Source organism: Streptomyces sp. NPDC037100, from assembly GCF_055606225.1.
On the sequence record NZ_JBVJSX010000007.1, the window covers coordinates 350,238 to 372,413 of the forward strand.

21 protein-coding genes are annotated in these 22,176 nt (G+C 70.8%); 9 read left to right on the top strand and 12 right to left on the bottom strand.

The annotated features are described in order from the left end of the window. Positions 1 to 23 precede the first annotated feature (23 nt). Together ACZ7EG_RS24635 and ACZ7EG_RS24640 are read left to right on the top strand one after the other, a co-directional pair. Positions 24 to 1,334, top strand: a complete 1,311-nt coding sequence (locus ACZ7EG_RS24635; protein ID WP_471082743.1) for a pectate lyase family protein — start codon at positions 24 to 26, stop codon at positions 1,332 to 1,334. Then, entirely contained in the window at positions 1,315 to 2,394 is a 1,080-nt protein-coding gene (locus tag ACZ7EG_RS24640; protein WP_471082746.1) for a dienelactone hydrolase family protein, read from the top strand. Before ACZ7EG_RS24635 ends, ACZ7EG_RS24640 begins: the two co-directional genes overlap by 20 nt. 3 nt (positions 2,395 to 2,397) lie before the next feature. Here ACZ7EG_RS24640 and ACZ7EG_RS24645 read toward each other — a convergent pair whose 3' ends face one another. After that, a complete protein-coding gene (locus ACZ7EG_RS24645; protein ID WP_471082750.1) occupies positions 2,398 to 4,614 on the bottom strand; it encodes a family 43 glycosylhydrolase in 2,217 nt (738 codons plus the stop codon). Between the two features lie 245 nt (positions 4,615 to 4,859). Between ACZ7EG_RS24645 and ACZ7EG_RS24650 the strand changes: the two genes are divergently transcribed. Continuing rightward, complete coding sequence (locus tag ACZ7EG_RS24650; protein ID WP_471082753.1) at positions 4,860 to 6,014, top strand: right-handed parallel beta-helix repeat-containing protein; 1,155 nt, start codon at positions 4,860 to 4,862, stop codon at positions 6,012 to 6,014. Between the two features lie 223 nt (positions 6,015 to 6,237). Here ACZ7EG_RS24650 and ACZ7EG_RS24655 read toward each other — a convergent pair whose 3' ends face one another. The 3 genes from ACZ7EG_RS24655 to ACZ7EG_RS24665 form a co-directional block, all read right to left on the bottom strand. After that, entirely contained in the window at positions 6,238 to 7,071 is an 834-nt protein-coding gene (locus ACZ7EG_RS24655) for a pectate lyase (RefSeq protein ID WP_471082757.1), read from the bottom strand. 85 nt (positions 7,072 to 7,156) lie between these two features. Next, entirely contained in the window at positions 7,157 to 8,011 is an 855-nt protein-coding gene (locus ACZ7EG_RS24660; RefSeq protein WP_471082760.1) for a hypothetical protein, read from the bottom strand. Then, positions 8,008 to 8,607, bottom strand: a complete 600-nt coding sequence (locus tag ACZ7EG_RS24665) for a SigE family RNA polymerase sigma factor (protein ID WP_471082763.1) — start codon at positions 8,605 to 8,607, stop codon at positions 8,008 to 8,010. The genes ACZ7EG_RS24660 and ACZ7EG_RS24665 overlap by 4 nt, the downstream gene beginning before the upstream one ends. A 271-nt stretch (positions 8,608 to 8,878) precedes the next feature. Here ACZ7EG_RS24665 and ACZ7EG_RS24670 point away from each other — a divergent pair, with 271 nt between their 5' ends. After that, positions 8,879 to 10,336: an NCS2 family permease gene (locus ACZ7EG_RS24670; RefSeq protein WP_471082766.1), complete on the top strand. Its 1,458-nt coding sequence runs from the start codon at positions 8,879 to 8,881 to the stop codon at positions 10,334 to 10,336. A gap of 93 nt (positions 10,337 to 10,429) precedes the next feature. On the opposite strand, the gene ACZ7EG_RS24675 is transcribed toward ACZ7EG_RS24670, so the two are convergent. The 6 genes from ACZ7EG_RS24675 to ACZ7EG_RS24700 all read right to left on the bottom strand — a co-directional run bounded on the left by ACZ7EG_RS24675 (position 10,430) and on the right by ACZ7EG_RS24700 (position 15,834). Further along, positions 10,430 to 11,887, bottom strand: a complete 1,458-nt coding sequence (locus tag ACZ7EG_RS24675) for a peptidoglycan D,D-transpeptidase FtsI family protein (RefSeq protein WP_471082769.1) — start codon at positions 11,885 to 11,887, stop codon at positions 10,430 to 10,432. 76 nt (positions 11,888 to 11,963) lie between these two features. Next, positions 11,964 to 12,626, bottom strand: coding sequence for a response regulator (locus tag ACZ7EG_RS24680; RefSeq protein WP_471082773.1), 663 nt, complete (start codon positions 12,624 to 12,626; stop codon positions 11,964 to 11,966). Then, positions 12,623 to 13,891: a sensor histidine kinase gene (locus tag ACZ7EG_RS24685; RefSeq protein WP_471082776.1), complete on the bottom strand. Its 1,269-nt coding sequence runs from the start codon at positions 13,889 to 13,891 to the stop codon at positions 12,623 to 12,625. The genes ACZ7EG_RS24680 and ACZ7EG_RS24685 overlap by 4 nt, the downstream gene beginning before the upstream one ends. After that, the gene (locus ACZ7EG_RS24690; RefSeq protein ID WP_471082778.1) at positions 13,888 to 14,397 is read right to left on the bottom strand and encodes a hypothetical protein; all 510 of its coding nucleotides are present in this window, start codon (positions 14,395 to 14,397) and stop codon (positions 13,888 to 13,890) included. Before ACZ7EG_RS24690 ends, ACZ7EG_RS24685 begins: the two co-directional genes overlap by 4 nt. 171 nt (positions 14,398 to 14,568) lie before the next feature. Further along, positions 14,569 to 15,057, bottom strand: coding sequence for a GNAT family N-acetyltransferase (locus tag ACZ7EG_RS24695; RefSeq protein WP_471082781.1), 489 nt, complete (start codon positions 15,055 to 15,057; stop codon positions 14,569 to 14,571). Positions 15,058 to 15,060: 3 nt separating this feature from the next. After that, complete coding sequence (locus ACZ7EG_RS24700) at positions 15,061 to 15,834, bottom strand: IclR family transcriptional regulator (RefSeq protein ID WP_471082784.1); 774 nt, start codon at positions 15,832 to 15,834, stop codon at positions 15,061 to 15,063. Between the two features lie 132 nt (positions 15,835 to 15,966). Between ACZ7EG_RS24700 and ACZ7EG_RS24705 the strand changes: the two genes are divergently transcribed. The 5 genes from ACZ7EG_RS24705 to ACZ7EG_RS24725 all read left to right on the top strand — a co-directional run bounded on the left by ACZ7EG_RS24705 (position 15,967) and on the right by ACZ7EG_RS24725 (position 20,684). Further along, a complete protein-coding gene (locus ACZ7EG_RS24705) occupies positions 15,967 to 17,496 on the top strand; it encodes an aldehyde dehydrogenase (NADP(+)) (protein WP_471082787.1) in 1,530 nt (509 codons plus the stop codon). 99 nt (positions 17,497 to 17,595) lie between these two features. Beyond that, positions 17,596 to 18,204, top strand: a complete 609-nt coding sequence (locus tag ACZ7EG_RS24710) for a DUF1349 domain-containing protein (RefSeq protein ID WP_471082790.1) — start codon at positions 17,596 to 17,598, stop codon at positions 18,202 to 18,204. Positions 18,205 to 18,249: 45 nt separating this feature from the next. Beyond that, positions 18,250 to 18,744 (top strand): GNAT family N-acetyltransferase, encoded by a 495-nt coding sequence (locus ACZ7EG_RS24715; protein ID WP_471082793.1) that lies wholly within the window; start codon positions 18,250 to 18,252, stop codon positions 18,742 to 18,744. A gap of 74 nt (positions 18,745 to 18,818) precedes the next feature. After that, a complete protein-coding gene (locus ACZ7EG_RS24720; protein WP_471082796.1) occupies positions 18,819 to 19,535 on the top strand; it encodes a DsbA family oxidoreductase in 717 nt (238 codons plus the stop codon). Between the two features lie 96 nt (positions 19,536 to 19,631). Further along, entirely contained in the window at positions 19,632 to 20,684 is a 1,053-nt protein-coding gene (locus tag ACZ7EG_RS24725) for an aminotransferase class V-fold PLP-dependent enzyme (protein WP_471082798.1), read from the top strand. Between the two features lie 167 nt (positions 20,685 to 20,851). Here ACZ7EG_RS24725 and thpD read toward each other — a convergent pair whose 3' ends face one another. Both thpD and ACZ7EG_RS24735 read right to left on the bottom strand, forming a co-directional pair. Beyond that, positions 20,852 to 21,763, bottom strand: a complete 912-nt coding sequence (gene thpD, locus ACZ7EG_RS24730) for an ectoine hydroxylase (RefSeq protein WP_471082801.1) — start codon at positions 21,761 to 21,763, stop codon at positions 20,852 to 20,854. 7 nt (positions 21,764 to 21,770) lie between these two features. After that, a complete protein-coding gene (locus ACZ7EG_RS24735) occupies positions 21,771 to 22,169 on the bottom strand; it encodes an ectoine synthase (RefSeq protein ID WP_234849536.1) in 399 nt (132 codons plus the stop codon). Positions 22,170 to 22,176 lie beyond the last annotated feature (7 nt).

Consider the following 22,176-nt stretch of genomic DNA (forward strand, 5'->3'; position numbering starts at 1 on the left):
CGAAGAAGGAAGAGAGCCGCACCATGCACATACGCAAGTGTCATGATCATGTCATTACGAGAACGGCCCTGCTCATCGGCTGCACTGCGCTCGTGCTGTCCCTGAGCGGCCCCGGCGCGCAGGCCCAGCCCCGGGACGTCGCTCGTCAGATTCTCGGGGCCGGCGACGGCTGGGCCTCCGAGGGCACCGGTACGACCGGCGGATCGACGGCCGACGCGCAGCACGTCTACACCGTCACCACCTGGGAGCAGTTCCGGGCCGCACTGGAAGACGGCGGGTCGGCGCCCAGGATCATCAAGGTCAAAGGGGTGATCGACGCCGTCTCCGAGGGGTGCGACGCGTTCGCCGCCGCGGGGTACGACTTCCAGAAGTACCTCGCCGCCTACGACCCCGCCGTCTGGGGCCACGACAAGCCGGTCAGCGGGGAGCAGGAGGACCTGCGGGCCGCGTCCGCCGCCACGCAGGACAAGACCATCAAGGCGAGCGTGCCCGCCGACACCACCATCATCGGCGTGGGCAGGGGGTCCGGGATCCGCGGCGGCAGCCTGCAGATCAAGGGCGTCGACAACGTCATCGTCCGCAACCTCGCCTTCGAGGCCCCGATCGACTGCTTCCCGCAGTGGGACCCGACCGACGACGACAAGACCGGCGCCTGGAACTCCGAGTACGACGGGATCGTGGTCCACGGCTCCACGCACGTGTGGGTCGACCACAACACCCTCACCGACGGCCGCCACCCCGACAGCAGCCTGCCGGCCTACTTCGGCAAGACCTACCAGCAGCACGACGGTCTGCTCGACGTCGTGCGCGGCTCGAACCACGTGACCGTGTCCTGGAACTCGTTCAAGGACCACGACAAGACCATGCTGATCGGCAACAGCGACAGCGCCACCGCCGACGACACGGGCAAGCTGAAGGTCACGCTGCACCACAACCGCTTCGAGGGCATCGTCGAGCGGGCGCCGCGGGTGCGGTTCGGGCAGGTCGACTCGTACAACAACCACTTCGTGGTCACCAAGGGCCAGAAGTGGGGCTACGTCTACGGCATCGGCAAGGAGTCCCGGCTCGTCGCCGAGCACAACGCGTTCACGCTGGCGCAGGGCATCAGTCCGGCGAAGATCCTCAAGAAGTGGAACGAGGCACCGGTCACCGCGGGTTCCAACGTCGTCAACGGCAAGGCGGTCGACCTGATCGCCGTGCACAACGCGGAGATCCCGGGGGAGACGCTCCGGTCGGGCGCCGGCTGGACGCCGACCCTGCGCGCGGACGTCGACCCGGCGAAAGCCGTCCCGGGCATCGTCGACGCCCGAGCGGGTGCCGGCCGCGTCTGCTGACGTGGACGGGCCGCTGCCGGACTTCCACCCGGCGCTGACGGAGGCACTGACCTTCCCGCTCGCCTGGGGCAGGTCCCCGATCCGCGACGTCCGCGCCTGGCGGCGTGCCGCCCGTACCACCGTCGAGGAGCACCTCCTCGTAGAGCGGCAGGACGCGACGCCGTACGCGCCGGAGTTCAGCGGCCGTTCCCGGACCGGGGACTGCACCCGCGAGCTGGTGACCGTCTCCCTCACCCGCTACGAACGGGTGCGCGGCGCCCTGCTCACCCCGCACGGCCGCGGGCCCTTCCCGGCGGTGCTGCTCCTGCACGACCACGGCGCCCGGTTCGACATCGGCAAGGAGAAACTCGTCCGGCCCTGGTACGACGACACCCGTCTCGCCTCCGCCCAGGCTTGGGCCGACAAGTACTTCAGCGGACGGTTCGTCGGTGACGAACTGGCCCGCCGCGGCTATGTGGTGCTCTGCCTGGACGCGCTCGGCTGGGGCGACCGCGGCCCGCTCACCTACGAGCAGCAGCAGGCCCTGGCGTCCAACTTCTTCAACCTGGGCTCCTCACTCGCCGGGCTCATGGCCCGGGAGGACCAGCGGGCCGCCGCGTTCCTTGCCGGACTCGACCGGGTGGACGGCCGCCGGGTGTCGGCCGTCGGCTTCTCCATGGGCGCCTACCGGGCCTGGCAGACCGCCGCCTTGAGCGACCACGTGGCGGCCGCCGCGAGCATCTGCTGGATGACCGGCCTGAAGGAGATGATGGTGCCCGGCAACAACACGCTGCGCGGGCAGTCGGCGTACTACATGCTCCACCCCGGGCTCGCCCGGCACCTCGACATCCCCGACGTGGCGAGCATCGCCGCTCCCAGGCCGATGCTGTTCCTCGACGGCGGTCTCGACACGCTGTTCCCGGCCGAGGGGGTGCGTCTCGCGTACGACAAGCTGCGTGCCGTCTGGCGCTCGCACCACGCCGAGGAGCGGATACGGACGAAGACGTGGCCGGAGTCCGGCCACGTCTTCACCGCACCCATGCAGGACGAGGTCGTCAGCTGGCTCGACGACGTCCTGTGAGGCTCACCGCCGTACCGGCTTGATGCCCTCCAGCGTCGGCACCACGGGCTTGATGCTGCCGTCGGCCGCGAACTCCATGCGGTCGACGGTCGTCTCGCGGTGCATGCCGTCGCCGCCCGGCAGGCCGGGGCCGTTGAGGGCGAAGCGGTGGTAGACCATGTACCAGTCGTCGGTGCCGGGGGTGTTCACCACCGAGTGGTGACCGGTGCCGAGGATGCCGTACTCGGGCCGCTTCTCGAGGATCGTCCCGCGCTTGGTCCACGGGCCGAGCGGGGACGGCCCCGTCGCGTACGCCACGTGGTAGTTCTCGCTGCGCGTGTCGTCCTCCGACCACATGAAGTAGTACGTGCCCTTCCGCTTGATCACGAAGGAACCCTCGCGGAAGTTGTCCGGGGTGATGTCCTTCACCTTCGAGGCGTCGAAGGACACCATGTCGTCGTTCAGCGGCACGACGTACCCGTGGCCGTTGCCCCAGTACAGGTAGGCCTGGCCGTCGTCGTCCGTGAAGACCGCCGGGTCGATCATCTGACCCTTGAGCGAACCGCCCTTGGCCACCAGCGGTTTGCCGAGCGCGTCCTTGAAGGGGCCCGCGGGAGAGTCGGCCACCGCCACGCCGATCTGCTGCTCGGCGCAGTAGTAGAAGTAGTACTTGCCGTCGCGTTCGGCGATCGCGGGTGCCCAGGCGTTCTTGTCGGCCCAGCTCACGTCAGGACCGAGGTCGAGGATGACGCCGTGGTCCTTCCAGTTCACCAGGTCCTTCGACGAGTACGCCTTGAACCTGGTGCCGCTCCAGCCCTGGAAGCCGTCCGTCGTCGGGTAGATCCAGTACCGGCCGTTCAGGTAGTGGACGTCGGGGTCGGCGTTCAGGCCGGGCAGCAGGGGGCTGCGGGTGCGGACCGCCTCGACCGTCCAGGTGCGCTCGGTGCCGTCGGCGGCCGTGACCGTGTACTTCTGCGGCATGCGGAAGTCCCGCCGGGTCCCGGACTTCGGGCTGAGCTTCGCGCCCTCACCGACCCACAGCTTCGGGGCGAGACCCCGCAGATCGGCGTCCGGCCGCATGGGCAGGACGACCTTCGAGGCGCTGTCCGTGACGATCGCGTAGCCCTTCTGGTGCTTCGCCGTCGCGTCCACGACCGAGGTGGAGGTGGACGGGTAGGCGGCCAGCAGACGGTCGTACTCCTGCTGCGTCACCGGGAGCACCGTGCCGTGCCGGGGGCTCGCCGGGAGCTGGTAGTTCGTGGACGGGGTCCACTTGCCGGAGGCGAGGTCGGTGGTCTCGAAGGGCACGTAGCCGCGCCCGCCGTACTCGTCGATGAACAGGTACCACTTCTTCTCGGTGTTCGACTTGAACACCGTCGGGCCCTCACCGCGGTCCATCGCGCCCTTGCCGATGCAGTCGGCCACGAAGTCGTACGTCGTCGAGGTCAGCGAGGTCGACTTCTCGCCGGTGATGAACTTCGAGCAGGGGCTGGAGGAGCTGGGGTCCCGCTCGTCCTTGGTGTAGCGGTAGTACTCGTCCCCGTACTTCACGACGGTGGAGTCGATCACCGAGTAGCCCGGGTCGTTCCAGATCTTCGGCTCGCTGAAGGTGCGGAAGTCCTTCGTGGTCGCGTACAGCATCTTGTTGTACGTGCTGCCCTTGTGGTCCGGGTCGTCGTCGGCGTACAGCTTCGACGCCCAGAAGACGACGTACGCACCGAGCTCGTCGTCCCAGTAGGCCTCAGGGGCCCAGGTGTTGCCGGCGCTGTCGGGGGAGACCTTCACCAGGCGCTGGTCGGTCCAGTGGACGAGGTCCGTGGACTCCCAGACCATGATCGACTTGCTGCCGTGCCGCTGGACGTCGTCCCAGCTGCCGCTGGAGTTCTGGTACATCCGCAGGTCGGTGGCGATCAGGAAGAACTTGTCGCCCTCGGGGGAGCGGATCACGAAGGGGTCGCGCAGGCCCTTCTCACCGGTCGTCGACGTCAGCACCGGCTTGCCTGCGTTCAGCTCACGCCAGTGCAGCGGGTCGTTGCCGCGGCTGAGGGCGTAGCGGATCTGTTCGCCGTCGGCGGTGCCCTCACCGGTGAAGTAGGCGAAGAGATAACCGGCGTACGTGCTGTGCTTCACGGGTGGGGCTCCGGGGTCGGCGGTGCTGGGCGGCGCCGCGAGGAGGGTCAGGAGGAGGCCGGACAGGGCCAGGAAGGGCAGCAGGAGCGTGCGGGCGATGCGGGGGCGCATGACACTTCCTGTCGGAGTGTGGGGGATTCTGTTGGATAACAGCCTTCGGAGTTTCACCGGAGCGACGCAGGGCGTCAACGGGTGTGCATGAGGCCGGCGTTTCCGAAACTTTCGGAACACCGCGATCCCGGTGCACGCGACGGCGGCAACCCTTTCCCGGGTGGCGGCGACTGGTGGACGGAAACCGGCCGGAGCGGGCCCCTCCGAGCCGTTTCCGTCCCCGACCCCCAGGAAAGGAACGCTCCGTGCTGCCGAGCGCCGGACGTCATCGCAGGACCCGTACGCTCTCCATCGCCGCAGCCGTGGCCTGTGCCGCGGGGGCGGGTGGCGTCTACCTCGGGCTGTCGACCGGCGGCGCGCGGGCCGCCTCGACGACGGTCACCGTCTCCAGCACGGCCCAGCTCGAAGAAGCCGTGCGGAACGCCTCCGCCGGCACCGTGATCCAGGTCCGCGGCGGTACCTACCACCCGGCCGCCACCCTCGAGTCCACGGCGAACGGCACCGTTTCCGCGCCCGTCACCCTGCGGGCGTACGACGGTGAGAGGGTGCGGATCGACGGGTCCAGGCTGCCCCCCGGCTCCTGGCTGACCGCGATCCACGGCGACCACTGGACCGTCGAGAACCTCGCCTTCGTCAACTCCCCGGCCCAGGGGCTGGTCGTCACGTCCTCGGTGGGCGGGGTCTTCAGGAACCTGGTCACCGCCGGAAACGGCGACTCCGGCTTCACCCTCCGCGGCGACGGCACCACCGGCAACCTCGTGCAGAACCTGGACAGCCACGGCAACCGCGACCCGTCCGGCCACGGCCGGAACGCCGACGGCATCGCGGTCAAGTTCGGCTCCGGGACCGGGAACAGGATCACCGGAGCCCGGTTGTACGACAACTCCGACGACGGCCTCGACCTGTGGCAGTTCTCCTCGCCGGTCACCATCGAGCACTCCTGGGCCTTCGGCAACGGCGAGCACCGCCGGCACGGCACGGCCTTCGAGGGCAACGGCAACGGCTTCGAGCTGGGCGGCGGGGGAGCGTCCGCCGCGCACGCCGTCAACGACAACGCGGCCTGGGACAACACGCTGCACGGCTTCACCGAGAACTCCAACACCGGCGCCGTCGCACTGCACCGCAACACCGCCTACGCCAACGCCGGAAGCGGCTTCTTCTTCGCGACCGGCACGGCCCGCCTCGGCAGGAACCTCGCCGTCGGCGACAAGGGCGGAGCGGCGAAGCTCGGTCCCTCCACGGTCTGCGCCGGAAACAACTGGGACGGCGGCGTCACCACCCCGCCCTTCAGGTCGACGGACGCGTCCGGCGCGTACGGAGCCCGTCGGGCGGACGGCTCCCTGCCCGCGACGGCGTTCCTGACGACCGGCTCCTCGACCGTCGGATCTGCGATGGACTAGGCGGCCTGCGCCGTGGCGGACACGGCGACGCCCCCGTCGGTGCGAAGCGACGGGGGCGTCCTGCCGACCGGCCGAGGGGGGCTCGGCCGGTACGGTCCGGCCGTCCGGAGGGGGGCTCCGGAGGGCCGAGGTGCCGGGACGTCCGGCTGGGGGGCCGGACACCCGGCGTCCCGGTCGGCCCAAGGGGGGACGAGGGCCAACCGGAGTCACTGGGGCCGAGGGCCTACGGGTAGCTGATGTCGGAGGCCTTGAACATGCAGCTCTTGCCGTCCGGGCCGGGCGGCGTCAGCTCCTTGGGCTCCTTGCCGGTGTTGTTGCCCTCGAAGCGCACACACGTCTTGATCTTCTTCTTGGCGTCGCCGTGAATACGGATCCTCGACAGCGTCGCCGTGTCGCCGTAGTTGGCGTTCACTCCGACGATGGAGTTCATCGGCGCGGTCACGTCGATGTCGCTGAGCACGATCGTGCGCTTGTACTGCGTCTTGCAGTTGCCGCACGAGCGGACCAGCTTGCCGGCGTTCTGCACCTGGAAGCCCGACACGTTCAGCGTGCCGGCGCCGTTGAACTGCAGCACCTTGTCGTCGGCGTTCTTCGCGCCGCCGCCGATCACCTTGTACACCGCGGACGAGGACTTGCCCTTGAAGCTGGCCGCGTCCTCGCCGACGTCCGTCCACCACACGTTCTGCAGAGTGCAACTGCCCTTGCAGTGCACACCGTCCGCCGCCGGAGTGCCGATGACGACGTTCTTGAGAACCGCGCCGTCGGCCAGCTCGAAGAGCGGGCCCTGGCCCTCGTCCTGGCTGCCGCCGCCGAGCGCGCCGGTGCCGTAGAACATCTTCATCCCGCCGTCGCGCACACCGGAGACGGGGATGGTCTTGGAAACGGGGGTCTTCCCCGTGTCCGTGGGCCAGGAGGACGCCGCGCCCGCCGTCGACAGCATCGACGTGGTGACGATCGCCGCACCCGTGATGCCGAACGCGGACACCGCAGCGAGCACCGTCCGCCGCTTGGTGACGCTGCGGCGGTGGCGGACGCGCTGTTCTGCTGGTGCAGTCATGTACAGATTCCTCGGATGGGGGGTGGCTCTTGCGCGTAGTGGTCGCCACCGGTGAAGAAAAGGTTGCCGCCCCTTGGGGAATTTTTCACGAGTCGCCGTCGCCGTCGTCCGCGGCGGCGAAGCCACCGCCCGCCGACAGCTGCCGCGAACCGGCCGTGGCAGTCACCTCGTAGCGGTCCTCGCCCGCGTCGCGGCCGCCGCGGGCGTGGCCGAACTGGCCGGCGAACACCCACTCGCCCACGGGGACCGTGCGGCCCTCCTTGAGGGTCCAGGTGTAGACGAGGAAGCCGTCCCGCTCGGCGACCGCGAGGGTGAAGTCGTCCTCGGGCAGGGAGCGCCAGGCGCCCGCGTCGGAGACCCCGCCGGTCTGGGCGACCTGCAACCGCACGGTCAGCGCGGTCAGTCGTTCGCTGGTCTTGAGCGTGACGTTGCTCTGCGCCCAGAACTCGTTGCTGTGCGGGTCGACCGAGCCGTCCGACCGCAGCGGGCCGTCCTGCGCTGCGGTGCCTGGCCGCTCGGTGGCCGGGGTGCTCGGCGTCCCCGACGGTGGGGGCCCGGACTCGCGGCGCTCGGGCGACCGGCTCGGTGGCTTCACCGGTGCCGGGAGTTCGGGGGCCCGGCTCGTCGCCTCCGGGGACGGCGTGGGCGCCGGGGTCGGCGACGTCGCCACTTCCCGCTGCTGCGGAGCGGTCTCCTCCTTCACCGCGGACGCCACCGCGTAGCCGCCCACCGCCAGGACGCCGGCGACCGCGGCGGTCGCCCCCGCCACCCGCATCCAGCCGAACACCGGCGGACGCGTCGCCCGATGGCCGGAACCGGCCGGACCGGCCATGCCTCGTTCGACCCGGGCCAGCATGCGCTCCCGGTCGGGCTCGTGCGCCCCGGCCGCCTCGTGCAACCGGGCGCGCACCTCCTCGTGCACGTCCCGCCGCATGCTCATCGGTCCCTCCCTCCGCCCTCACCGCTGCTCCCGCCCTCCACCGCCGGCGAGCAGCGGGGAGCGCCCAGCGTCGCGTGCATCCGCTGCGGCACGCCCTGCGGCCCCAGCAACCGCTGGAGTTCGGCCATTCCCTTCGAAGTCTGGCTCTTCACCGTACCCACCGACACGCCGAGCGCCAGGGCGGTGTCCTTCTCCGACAGGTCGAACGCGTGCCGCAGCACCACACAGGCCCGCTTGCGGAACGGCAGCCGGCGCAGCGCCTCCTGCACATCGACCACGCCCGCGACGTCCGGGTTCTCGGTGTTCTCCTCGCGCTGCGACCAGAACAGGGCGATGCGCCGCCGCTCGCGCACCGCGCTGCGGATGCGGGTACGGGCCAGGTTGGCGACCACGCCGCGCGCGTACGCCGCCGGGTGGTCGGCCGCGCGCACCCGGTCCCAGCGGTGCCACAGCGCCAGCAACGCGTCCGCCGCCAGGTCGTCGGCGGTGTCCGGCTCGCCGGTCAGCAGGTGGGCGAGGCGGGACAGTTCGGCATAGTGACGCTCGAAGAAGGCATGGAACTCCACGGAGGCGGCGTCGTCGACGACCGTGCCCACGGGTGACCTCTCCTCCCAGCGGCTACGGGCGCTCCCGGCCGGGGCACCCTGTGGCTGTCATGTAGATGACATGTGATCATCCGGGGAAGGCCCCGGACGAGATCGGGAAGCGTAGCAGCGATCGTCGAACAGTTCGTACGGGGCTTCGAACGGCGTATGGCGGGCCGGACTTCGATTTCGTAACACGAACAAAACCTGAACGTGGTTCATCGCGACGACAATCCAGCCAGCATCCGCACACCGATCACCCAGGCACCAAGGAGCACGCGCCATGTCCGAATCGCAGAAGGTGGCCGAACGGTCCGACGCCGCGCCACCAGCGGCGAACAGCGTCGACCGGTTCTTCAAGATCTCCGAGCGGGGATCCACCTTCGGCCGTGAGATACGCGGCGGCTTCGCCACGTTCTTCACGATGGCCTACATCCTTGTCCTGAATCCCATCATCCTGGGCAGCGCGAAGGACAAGTTCGGACACCAGCTGGACGCCGTCCAACTCACCACCGCCACCGCCCTGGTGGCCGCCGTCATGACGATCATCATGGGCGTCGGCGGCAACCTGCCCCTCGCGCTCGCCGCCGGACTCGGCCTGAACGCCGTCGTCGCCTTCCAGATCGCCCCGCTGATGAGCTGGGACGACGCCATGGGCCTGATCGTCCTCGAAGGCCTGCTGATCTGCGTGCTGGTGGTCACCGGGCTGCGCGAGGCCGTCATGCACGCGATACCCCAGCCGCTCAAGCAGGCGATCAGCGTCGGCATCGGCCTGTTCATCGCCTTCATCGGCTTCGTCGACGCCGGGTTCGTCAGCCGCATCCCGGACGCCGCGAACACCACCGTGCCCGTTCAGTTGGGCGGCACCGGCACCCTCGCCGGCTGGCCGATGCTGGTCTTCTGCCTCGGCGTGCTGCTGACGATCGGACTGCTCGCCCGCAAGGTCAAGGGCGCCATCCTCATCAGCATCGTCACCATGACCGCGCTGGCGATCGTGATCAACTCCCTTGCCGACATCAAGTCCTGGGGCCTGACCACACCCTCCTGGCCGGACCGGCTCGTCGACACCCCCGACTTCGGGCTCATCGGCGACTTCGACCTGTTCGGCGCGTTCAGTGCTCCCGGCGTCGGCGTCATCACCGTCGTCCTGCTGATCTTCACGCTGATCCTGTCCGACTTCTTCGACACCATGGGCACGGTCGTCGGCATCAGCGCCGAAGCCGGGCTGCTCGACGAGGCGGGCAAGGTCCCGAACCTCGGCCGGGTGCTGCTCATCGACGGTGCCGCCGCGGTCGCCGGCGGTGCGGCCTCCGCCTCCTCGGCGACCTCCTACATCGAGTCCGCCGCCGGGGTCGGCGAGGGCTCGCGCACCGGCTTCTCCAACCTCGTCACCGGCGGGCTGTTCGGCCTCGCGCTGTTCCTGACCCCGCTGCTCACCATCGTCCCGCTCCAGGCGGCCGCCCCGGCCCTGGTCGCCGTCGGCTTCCTGATGATGACCCAGGTCAAGCACATCGACTGGGACCGCTACGACATCGCCATCCCGGCGTTCCTCACCATCGCGGTGATGCCGTTCACCTACTCCATCACCAACGGCATCGGGGCCGGGTTCCTCGCCTACGTCGTCATCAAGACCGTGCTCGGCAAGGCCAAGGAGGTGCACTGGCTGCTGTGGGGGGCCTCGGCGCTGTTCCTGGTGTACTTCGCCATCGACCCGATCGAGCAGCTCCTCGGAGCGAAGTGACGCCGGGCGCGCGCTGACACGAGTACGGGCCGCCCCCGGGGGGAAGGGGGCGGCCCGTCTCGTCCGTACAGACGGCTTACTGGCGGCCGAGGTTCAGTCCTTGAGCGCCGCTTGCATCATCGCCTTGGCGACCGGCGCCGCGAGCCCGTTGCCGCTGACCTCCGAACGGGCCGCGTTCGACTGCTCCACGACGACCGCCACGGCGACCTCCTTGCCCGAGGAGTCGGACTTGCCGTACGAGGTGAACCAGGCGTACGGCACCTGGCTGTTGTTCTCGCCGTGCTGCGCCGTACCCGTCTTGCCGCCGACGGTCGCGCCCGGGACCTTGGCGTTCGTGCCCGTGCCCTTGTTCACGACCGTCTCCATCGCCGACTGCAACTGCTCGGCGGTCGAGGAGCTGACGATCTCCTTCGTGCCGGCGTCGTCGTCGTAGTCCTGCAGCACATCACCACCGCTGTCGGTGATCTGCGAGACCATGTGCGGCGAGACCAGCTTCCCGCCGTTGGCAATGGCCGCCGACACCATGGCCATCTGCAGCGGGGTGGCCGTGACGTCGAACTGGCCGATGCCCGTCAGGGCCGTCTGCGACGGGTGCATGTCCGACGGGTACACGCTCGTGTAGGCCCGGACCGGCACGTCCAGCTGGTCGTCGTCGAAGCCGAACCTGTCGGCCATCGCCTTCACCTTGTCCTGGCCGAGCTTCACGGCCATCTTGGCGAAGACGTTGTTGCAGGAGTACTCCAGCGCCGTACGGATGGTCGCGTTCGTGCAGGGCGCGTTCGGGTTCTCGTTGGTCAGGTCCCGGCTGGTGCCAGGCAGCGTGTACGGGTCCGGGCTGTCCGTCCGCTCGTCCACCGACGAGTACAGCCCGTCCTCCAGCGCGGCGGCCGCCACCACCAGCTTGAACGTCGAGCCGGGCGGCAGCGGCTGCCGCAGCGCTCGGTTGACCAGCGGCTTCTCCGGGTCCGTGGTCAGCTTCTTCCAGGCCGTCCCCGCGGTGTTGGCGTCGGTCAGCGAGGAGGGGTCGTACGACGGCGTCGACACGACCGCGAGGATCTTCCCGGTCTTCGGGTCGATGGCGACGGCACCGCCCTTCTTGTCGCCGAGCGCGTCGTAGGCGGCCTTCTGCACGTCCGGGTCGATGGTCGTGACCACGTTGCCCGGTTCGGCGCGCTGGTCGGTGAGCGTGTCCATCACGGACTTGAGCCGGTTGTCCGTGCCGTTGAGCAGATCGGTGTAGATGCCCTCCAGCTGAGTCGGGGCGTACGCCTGCGACGCGTAACCCGTCACCGCCGCGTACAGCGGGCCGTCCGTGTACGTCCGCTTGTACTTCAGGTCGCCCGTCTTCGTCGGCGCCGAGCCGGTGACCGACCGGCCGCCCACGATGATGTTCCCGAGCGGCGCCGAGTACGTCTCGATCGCGTTCCGCCGGTTGTCCTTGTCGTCTGCCAGCGCCCGGCCCTCGTAGAACTGCACCCAGGTCGCCCTGACCAGCAGAGCCAACACCAGGAGCAGCGAGAAGGCCGAAGCGCGCCTGATCGTCTTGTTCATTCCGAACAGGAGGACGAGCCACGCCGGGCGGATCGTTCCCGTCCGTCCTGGTTTCTCATCCGACGGGCCGGTTTTCTCATCCGCCGTTCAGAATGCCCGCCTCGTACGCGGCGATCACCGCCTGCGTGCGGTCGCGGGTGCCGGTCTTGGCCAGGACCGCCGCGACGTGGGATTTCACGGTGACCGGGCCGACCTCCATCCGGCGGGCGATCTCCGCGTTGGTCAGGCCCCGCGCCATGTGCCGCAGCACCTCCCCCTCGCGTCCCGTGAGCTTCGCCACCCAGGCGGGCGGCGCCGGTCGCGCGCGGGCGTGCTCGGTCGCCAGGGTGCGCACGGCCGCCGGGAACAGCAGGCTGTCGCTGCGTGCCACCAGCCGGACCGCCTGCACCAGCGCGTCGGCGTCCGCCCGTTTCAGCAGGAACCCGGCGGCTCCGGCGCGCAGCGCGTCGTACACGTAGGAGTCGTTCTCGAAGGTCGTCACGACGACGATCCGGGGCGGCTCGTCCAGCGTGGCGAGGATCTGCTCGGTGGCGCGGATCCCGTCGGTCTGCGGCATCCGGACGTCCATGAGGACGACGTCCGGCCGCAGCTCCCGTACGACCGACACCGCCTCCGTGCCGGTGGCGGCCTCGCCCACCACCGCCACGTCCGGCTCGGCGGAGAGGATGGCGCGCAGCGCGGTGCGCACCATGCGCTCGTCGTCGGCGAGGACGACACGGATCGGGGCCGGGCGGGTCATGCGGATCCTCTCATCGGCGGTCGTGTCAACGGCAGTCGTGCGTGCAGCCGCCAGGTCCGTGCCGGGGTCGGTCCCGCCGTCGCGGTCCCGCCGAGCAACCTGGCCCGGTCGGCGATGCCCCGCAGCCCGTGGCCACCGCCGGTGCGGGAGGAGGCGGGGCCGGTCACCGGATTCTCCACGGTGATCTCCAGGTCGCCGCCCGCCACCGCGACCCGCACCTCCACGGCGGCCCTCTCACCGGCGTACTTGAGGGCGTTGCTCAGCCCCTCCTGCACGATCCGGTACGCCTCACGGGACAGCAGCGGGGGCAGCGCCTCCGGGTCGGCGTCCACGGTGGCCCGTACCCGCTGTCCGCCCGCCCGTGTGCGCCGCAGCAGCCCGTCGAGGTCGTCGGCGAGGGTCGGCGCGGCGGCCGTGCCGGGGGCGTCACCCTCGCGCAACACGCCCAGCACGGCGTCGAGTTCACCGACCGTACGCCGGGTCGTGTCCTCGATCGCGGCGAGGGCCTCCCGGACGAACTCCGGGTCGGAGTCCAGGACCCGGCGGGCGGCACTCGCCTGCAGGGTGACCGCGCTCAGGGCATGGCCGACGGAGTCGTGCAGCTCCCGCGCCAGCCGGTTGCGCACGGCGAGGTCGGCCGCCCGTGCCTCGGCGGCGGCGAGCCGCTCCCGGGGCGTGGGACCGAGCAGCAGGGGCGCCCAGCGGGCCAGCAGCGCTCCGCAGCCGGCCGCACAGCCCGCCAGGGCGACGAGCGAGGCCGCGCCCGCCACCGGGGCGAGCGCCAAGGCCCAGGCGTGATCGAGGACTTCGGGCAGTCCGAGCCGGCTGCCGAGCAGCCCCGAGAGGACCGGCAGCACGATCAGCGTGGCGGCGAACGGCGGCAGCGCCAGCGACATCCCCGCGATGATCCCGCCGAGCCCGAGGTGCAGCGTGAACCAGGCGGCCGTACGGCCCTTCTCGCCTCGCGTACGCGCGGGCCCGGAGGCGAGCCGCTCCGTGTCCACACCGCACAGCCAGCGCACGGCGGCCGACTCCAGCGGCCGGGTCAGCGGGAACAGCGAGGTGACGGCCGCCAGCGGCAGTCCCACGCCGAACGAGGAGAGTTGCAGGGGGAAGGAGTCGAAGACGTCCGAGGAGCCGATGGCCGGGCCGATGACCACCGAGCCGACCAGGACGTACGGCATGGCCAGCGCACCGCCGAGGATCAGATGGATCCAGCGCAGGCGCGCCCGTCGGCCGAACAGCAGTCGGGCGGCTGCGCTCATGCGGTCCGCCGCGCGGCACCGGCCGAGCGCTCCGCGAGGTGGTAGGCGCCGATGGCGGCGACCAGGAGGCCGACGAGCATCTGGCCGGCGTGGGCGAGATGCATCAGCGGCGTGGGGCGGTCGGCGAGGTCCGCCACGCCGCTGAGAGAGGCCAGCGACAGCCATCCGCCCCAGCAGGCCACGGCACCCGAACCGACCCAGGCGAGAGCGAGCGGCACCGACACGGGCAGGGCCCGGCCGCGCCGGAAGGCCAGCAGCACGGCACCGGCGACCGCCGCGAGGACGCTGTCCACCAGGATCGACAGACCGTTGATCACGGCCATGGCGAGGCGGTCGTCGAGCAGCGTGCTGCCCGCGGGTATCCCGACGTGACTCCCGGCGATCCAGGCCGCTTTGAGGGCGAGGTACGGCGCACAGGAGACGACGGCGACGGCACGCAGGATGCGCCGGGTGCGGACGGGACCGGACGGGCGTGGAGCGGCGAGGGGAGCGATCGACTGCGTCATGCCCTCAGACTCCCGCGGGAGGGGCCGCGGGCACCTCCTGCCCGGCGACGATCCGCATCCGCCGGGCGGGGGAGAGACCGGGGGGCTCACTCCGTCCTACGCGCACCCGGGCACGCCCGTGGCGGGTGCCGTGTTCGTCGCCGCCTGTGTGGCCTGGGCGTTGCTCACCCTTCAGGACGGGGTGCTCACCGCCTCCAGGATGAGCACCGTCTCGTCGATCTCGGCGCCCCGGGCCGGGGCGTACCCCCGGGCCGCCGCTACCACCCGGAACCCGCACTTCTCCAGTACGCGCAGCGACCCCGCGTTGTCCGACGCCGCCCGCGCGTACAGCGGGCGCTCGGGCACCTCGGCGAGCAGCGCCCGCAGCGCCTGTGTGGCGATGCCCTTGCCCCAGTAGGCGCGGTCGATCCAGTACGTCACCTCGCGCTCGCCCGGCACCCCGTACACCGCCACGCTGCCGACCACGTCACCGTCGGCCAGGACGGTGCGGGCGACGACGTCGGGCGAGGAGCGCTGCCGGGACCATCGGGTGTCGAAGGCGGCCCGGTCCGCCGGGTCCTCCGGGGTGAAGGCCGCCATGCTCAGCGACTCCGGGTCGTTCATCTGCCGGAAGAAGACCGGCAGATCGCTGTCGTGGACCGCGCGCAGCTCGACGTTCATGTCTCAGAGCCTACGGGTGGCCAGTGTCAGCCGGTCCCGCGCGTCGAAGAGCGCGTCCTTCACCAGCTGCTCGTGCGCCGGGGTCAGCCGTGCCACCGGCACCGAGCAGCTGATCGCGTCGCGCGCCGGGGTGCGGTACGGGATCGCCACGCCGAAGCAGCGCAGCCCCAGGGTGTTCTCCTCGCGGTCCACGGCGAAGCCCTGCTCCCGCACCTGGCGCAGCTCCTCGATGAGCTTCTCCCGGTCGGTGATCGTGTGCTCGGTCAGCGCGGGCAGCGTCTCCGGGAGCAGCTTGCGGACCTGTTCGTCCGAGTACGTGCTGAGCAGTGCCTTGCCGAGGGACGTGGAGTGCGCGGGCAGCCGGCGGCCGACCCGGGTGAAGGGGCGCAGGTAGTGCTGTGACTGGCGGGTGGCGAGGTAGACGACGTTCGTGCCGTCGAGACGCGCGAGGTGGATCGTCTCGGTCGTGTCGTCCGAGAGCCGGTCCAGCGTCGGGCGGGCCGCCGCGACGACCTCGTCGCCGTCGATGTAGGACGTGCCCACCAGCAGGGCCCGCACCCCGATGCCGTACCGCGTGCCCGTCGCGTCGGTCTCCACCCAGCCCAGCTCGACCAGGGTGCGCAACAACATGTACAGGCTGGACTTGGGATATCCGACGGCCTCCTGGACCGCCGCGAGGGAGTGCATGCCGGGGCGTCCGGCGAAGTATTCGAGCAGTTCAACCGTTCGCACCGCGGACTTGACCTGCGCCCCGCCACCCGTCTCGCCAGCCGACATCGCCCTTGACCCCTTCGTTGGACGGGAAATAGTCTCCACAGCATATTCATCATCAGAGACAGCGTTCAGTATATCGAACGTCCCTGGTGGATGACCCAGTACTGCGGCATTACATGTGTGGAGGGACCCGCGGTGGCAGCAGCACCAGTCTGGAGTGTCGACCCCCGAACCGGGAAGCAGCGTGAACAGGTTGCGGTGGAGGCCACAGCCCAGGAGGTGGACGCCACCGTGCGTGCCGCGCACGAGGCGCGCGGTGCCCTGGCGGACCGCACGGTCCGCGCGGCCTTCCTGCGCACCGCCGCGGACGAGCTCCAGGCGGCCAAGGACGGTCTCGTCGAGACCGCCGACGCCGAGACCGCGCTCGGCCCGGTCCGGCTGACCGGTGAGCTCGCCCGCACCTGCTACCAGCTGCGGGCCTTCGCCGACATCGTCGACGAGGGCGCCTTCCTCGACGTCGTCATCAACCACCCCGACGACACCGCGACCCCGCCGATCCCGGACCTGCGCCGCTACAAGGTGCCGCTGGGCGTCGTCGCCGTCTACTCGGCGTCGAACTTCCCCTTCGCCTTCTCGGTCGCGGGCGGCGACACCGCGAGCGCCCTGGCGGCCGGCTGCCCGGTCGTCGTCAAGTCCCACCCGGACCACCCGGCCCTGTCCGAGTACGTCGCCAAGGTGCTGCGCCGCGCCGCCGCCCGGCACGACATCCCCGAGGGCGTCGTGGGCCTGGTCCACGGCTTCGAGGCGGGCGTCGAGCTGATCGAGCACCCGCTGGTCGCGGCGGCCGGCTTCACCGGCTCCGTGCGCGGTGGCCGTGCCCTCTTCGACGCGGCGGCGGCCCGCCCGGTCCCGATCCCCTTCCACGGCGAGCTGGGCTCCCTGAACCCGGTCGTCGTCACCGAGGCCGCGGCCGCCGAGCGGGCCGAGGCGATCGGCGCCGGTCTCGCCGGTTCCATGACGCTGGGCGTCGGCCAGTTCTGTGTGAAGCCGGGCCTCGTCCTCGCCCCGGCCGGCGCCGCGGGCGACGCGCTGCTGAAGTCGCTGACGGACGCCGTCAGCGACACCGACGCCGGGGTCCTGCTCGACCACCGCATGCGCGACAACTTCGTGGCCGGCGTGGCCGAGCGGGCCGAACTGCCCGACGTCGACTCCCCGGTCACCCCGGGCGCGGGCGGCGAGCACACCGTCAGCGCGGGCTTCCTCACGGTGCCGGCGAGCAGGCTGGCCGCCGAGGGCGAGCACGACCTGCTCCTGGAGGAGTGCTTCGGTCCGGTCACCGTGGTGGCCCGCTACGAGGACGAGACCGAGGTGAAGGCGGTGCTGTCGCGGCTGCCCGGAAACCTCACCGCGACGGTGCAGCTGTCCGAGGAGGAGGCGGCGGGCCGGGGCCGCGGCGCGGAGATCCTCGCGGAGCTGACGCCGCTGGCCGGGCGCGTGCTGGTGAACGGCTGGCCGACGGGGGTCGCCGTCGCGCCGGCCCAGCATCACGGCGGGCCGTACCCGGCCACGACCTCGACGTCCACGTCGGTGGGCGGGACGGCGATCGAGCGATGGATGCGGCCGGTTGCGTATCAGAACGCGCCCGAGGCGTTGCTGCCGGCGGAGTTGCGGGATGACAACCCCTTGGGGCTGCCTCGCAGGTTCAACGGGCGGTTGGAGCGATAGCGCCGTCGGGGTGCGGGTGGATCGCGGACCGACGGTTTGTTGCGGTTGATCGCGCAGTTCCCCGCGCCCCTCGAGGGCGGAGCTGGGAGACTCGGTTGAATGGATCTCCAGATTTCCGAACTTCCGTTCCCTCTGCGCACGTACGGGCCCGAAGCCCACTGGTCCTATGAGGACGGCGTGCTCACCGGGTGGGCCGGGGCGCGGCAGGACCGTTTCGTGCCGCCCACCGGGGAGGGGCTGGACCCCGCTTCCGACGCGCCCCGGCTGCTCGGGGCCCCGGAGGGCGACTTCCAGCTGATCGCCAAGGTCACCGTCGGGTTCGGTGCGGCCTTCGACGCCGGGGTGCTCTACGTCCACGTGGGGGAGCGGGCCTGGGCCAAGCTCTGTCTGGAGTACTCCCCGGACGTCCCCACTGTCTGCACGGTGGTCACCCGGGGCCACTCCGACGACGCCAACTCCTTCACCGTGGAGGGCAGTTCCGTCTGGCTCCGGGTGAGTCGCACCGGCCGCGCCTTCGCCTTCCACGCCTCCCGCGACGGCGAACGCTGGACGTTCGTCCGGCTGTTCACCCTCGCCGGGGAGAAGGAGACGGACGCCGCCCTGGTCGGTTTCATGACCCAGTCCCCGATGGGGGAGGGCTGTGTGGTGACGTACGACCACATCGAGTTCAGGCCGTCCTGGCCGAACGATCTGCGCGACGGAAGCTGAGGCCGGGCAGGGAACCGCGGCACGGCCGGTCTCGTCCTCCGATGCATGATCAACGACCGAGTGGCCCCCGACCGTGTGATCCGCACGGTTCTGCCCGCCGAGGTGGCGGACGTCGTCGCGCTGCACGCCCGGGCCCGGGCCACGTACTACCCCGGCGGGCTGCCGCAGGACGGCACCGACTGGTCCGCCGGCTGGCGCAGTGCCCTCGCCCGGCCGGACGGCCGTGTGCTGTGCGTCGTGGAGGCGGGCCGCATCATCGGCCTGGCCTCCTTCCGCGTCCCCGAGGACACTCCGGCGGACACGGTGAAGCTGTTCCAGTTCCACGTCGATCCCGACCACTGGCGCCAGGGAGTCGGCAGTGCGCTGCACGCGGCCTGTGTGGAGGAGTGGCAGGCCGACGGCAGGCGTACGGCCGTGCTCGACGTGCACGTCGACAACCTGCGGGCCCAGGGGTTCTACCGGCGGCAGGGGTGGATCCCGGAACCGGCCGAGCCGGGGGCCCACCATCTGCGGATGCGGTTCGTCCTGCCCGGGGAATGAACCCCGCTGCTTGAACGTTCATCCATTCGGCGGAGGGAGTCTCCGTACCCGTACGACCTGGAGAGAGCCGAGACATGCGCGTCGAGATCTGGAGCGACATCGCCTGCCCCTGGTGCTACGTGGGCAAGGCCCGCTTCGAGAAGGCGCTGCGGGACTTCCCGCACCGTGACGACGTCGAGGTGGTGCACCGCTCCTTCGAGCTGGACCCGGGCCGCGCCAAGGACGACATCCAGCCCGTGATCACCATGCTCACCAAGAAGTACGGGATGAGTGCCGCACAGGCCGAGGCCGGCGAGGACAACCTCGGAGCCCAGGCCGCCGCCGAAGGCCTCGACTACCGCACCCGCGGCCGCGACCACGGCAGCACCTTCGACATGCATCGCCTGCTGCACTTCGCCAAGGAGCAGGGCCGCCAGGAGCACCTGCTCGACCTGCTCTACCGGGCCAACTTCGCCGAGGAGCGTTCCGTCTTCAACGACGACGAGCGGCTGGTGGAGCTCGCCGAGGCCGCAGGCCTGGACGCGGCGGCGGTGCGCGCGGTGCTCGCCGACCCGGACGCGTACGCCGACGAGGTCCGCGCCGACGAGCGCGAGGCCGCGCAGCTCGGGGCGAACGGCGTGCCCTTCTTCGTGCTCGACCGCACGTACGGCGTCTCCGGCGCCCAGCCGGCCGAGGTCTTCGCCCGGGCCCTGACCCAGGCGTACGGCGAGCGCTCCCCCCTGAAGGTCGTGGACGGCGGCGAGGGCGCGGACGCCTGTGGCCCGGACGGCTGTGCCGTGCCCCAGCGCTGAAACGCCCAGCTCGGAGCGCATCCATAAGCGCTCCTTGGCGGTATCAGGCAGAAATCGGCAATGGACGGGGAGATCCCGGGGACGCAGAGTGGTCTCATGGAGACCTTCGAGAACCTCGTCCGTGCCGAGTTCACCCCGAAGTACACCTACCTCAACACCGCGAGCAACGGGCTCCTGCCCGCCCGTACCGTCAGCGCCGTACAGCAGGCGGTGCGGATGCGCGCCGAGGGCGCGCCCCTGGGTCCCCTGTACGAGGACGTGGAGGCCGCCCGCGCGTCCTTCGCCCGGCTGGCCGGCGTTCCGGCCGAGCGGGTCGCGACCGGGGCGTCGGTCGCCGAGTACGGCGGGCTGATCGCCGCCTCGCTGCCCGCCGGGGCCGAAGTCCTCACCGCGGAGGCGGACTTCTCCTCTCTGGTGAACCCGTTCCACGCGCGCGGCGACCTCAAGGTGCGCGCCGTGCCCCTGGAGCGGCTCGCCGAGTCCGTCCGTCCCGGAACCGCGCTCGTCGCGGTCAGCGCCGCCCAGTCCGCCGACGGCCGTCTCGCCGACCTGCCCGCCGTGCGGGAGGCGGCCCGGGCGCACGGCGCCCGCACCTACGTCGACGCCTCCCAGTCGGCCGGCTGGCTGCCGATGGAGGCCGCCGACGACGACTTCCTCGCCGCCGTCGGATTCAAGTGGCTCATGGGCCCGCACGGGGCCGCGTTCTTCGTCGCCCCGCCGGACTTCGGAGGCCTCACACCACTGCTCGCCGGCTGGGTCGCCGGGGAACGCCCCTGGGACAGCTGCTACGGCCCCGTCGAGGAACTCGCCCACTCCGCGCGGCGGTTCGACGTCAGCCCCGCCCTCTTCACGTACGCGGGGCTGCGCGCTTCCCTGGAACTGCTGGAGGAGATCGGCGTGGACGTCGTGCACGCCCACGACATCGGCCTCGCGGACCGCTTCCGTGCCGGGCTCGCGGAGCTGGGACACGAGCCGGTCGCCGCGCCCGGCTCGGCGATCGTGTCGGTGCCGGGGCTCGGCCACCGGCAGGGCGAACTGAGCCGGAAGGGCATCGAGCTGTCCGCCCGGTCCGGGAACCTGCGGGCCGCGTTCCACCTCTACAACACGCCCGCGGACGTGGACCGGCTCCTGGCGGCGCTCGCGGCATGACAGAACCGGGTGGGGCCTCCCGTCCCACACGAGGAGGCCCCACCCGGCAGCTCTGTCACACGGTCGTCCCACCGCTGACGGCGGTCACCGCACCGGCGTGAAGTCCCGCGCGCCGATGCGGTGTTTCTCCGGGGGCGACCCCCGGACCCCCGGCCGGGTGAGGGCGGTCACCGCACCGGCGTGAAGTCCCGCGCGCCAATGAACTCCGGCCGCCGCACCGGGGCCGCGAACGGTTCCACCGCCGTGTTCTCCACGCTGTTGAACACGATGAACACGTTGCTGCGCGGGAACGGCGTGATGTTGTCGCCGGAACCGTGCATGGCGTTGCAGTCGAACCACGTCGCCGAACCGGCCTTGCCCGTGAACAGTTTGATGCCGTGCTGAGCGGCCATCTGGGTCAGCGCCTCGTCCGACGGCGTGCCCGCGTCCTGCATCTGCAGCGACTTCTTGTAGTTGTCCTTCGGCGTCTCACCCGCACACCCGAGGAACGTCTTGTGCGACCCCGGCATGATCATGAGTCCGCCGTTGGTGTCGTAGTTCTCGGTCAGCGCGATCGAGACCGACACCGTGCGCATCCGCGGCAGACCGTCCTCGGCGTGCCACGTCTCGAAGTCCGAGTGCCAGTAGAAGCCACTGGCGCCGAACCCCGGCTTGACGTTGATCCGCGACTGGTGGACGTACACGTCCGAGCCGAGGATCTGGCGCGCCCGTCCGACGACCCGCTCGTCGCGGACCAGCCGGGCGAACACGTCACTGATCTTGTGCACCTCGAAGACCGTGCGGATCTCCTTGGACTTCGGCTCGACGATCGACCGCTCGTCGGCACGCATGTCCGGGTCGTTCACCAGCCGGTTCAGCTCGTTCCGGTAGACGGCGACCTCGTCGTCGCTGATGAGCTCGTCGATGGCCAGGAAGCCGTCGCGCTCGAAGGACAGCAGGTCGGCCGGGGCGACCGGGCCCGGGGCGTCGGGTGCGCCCCAGACGACCGGGTCCTGGCGCGGGACCAGTGCCTCGGCCGCACCGCGACTGGGATAGAGGTCCGGGATGCCGGTGGTGGTGGTGTCGGTGGTGGCGGTCATGGAAACGTCACACCTCCTCGGTGAGCAGCGGGTAGACGCCGTTCTCGTCGTGATCCTCCCGTCCGGTCACGGGCGGGTTGAACACGCAGAGGCAGCGGAAGTCCTGCTTGACCCGCAGCGTGTGCCTCTCGTGCCCGTCCAGGAGGTACATCGTGCCGGGCGTGATGGTGTGCGTCAGCCCGGTCTCGTGGTCGGTCAGCTCGGCCTCGCCCTCCACGCAGACGACGGCCTCGATGTGGTTCGCGTACCACATCGACGTCTCCGTACCCGCGTACAGGATCGTCTCGTGCAGGGAGAAACCGACTTTCTCCTTGGCGAGGACGATGCGCTTGCTCTCCCACGTACCGGACGCCGCCTTCACGTGCCGGTCGGTACCTTCGATCTCCTTGAACGAACGGACAATCACGGTGCTG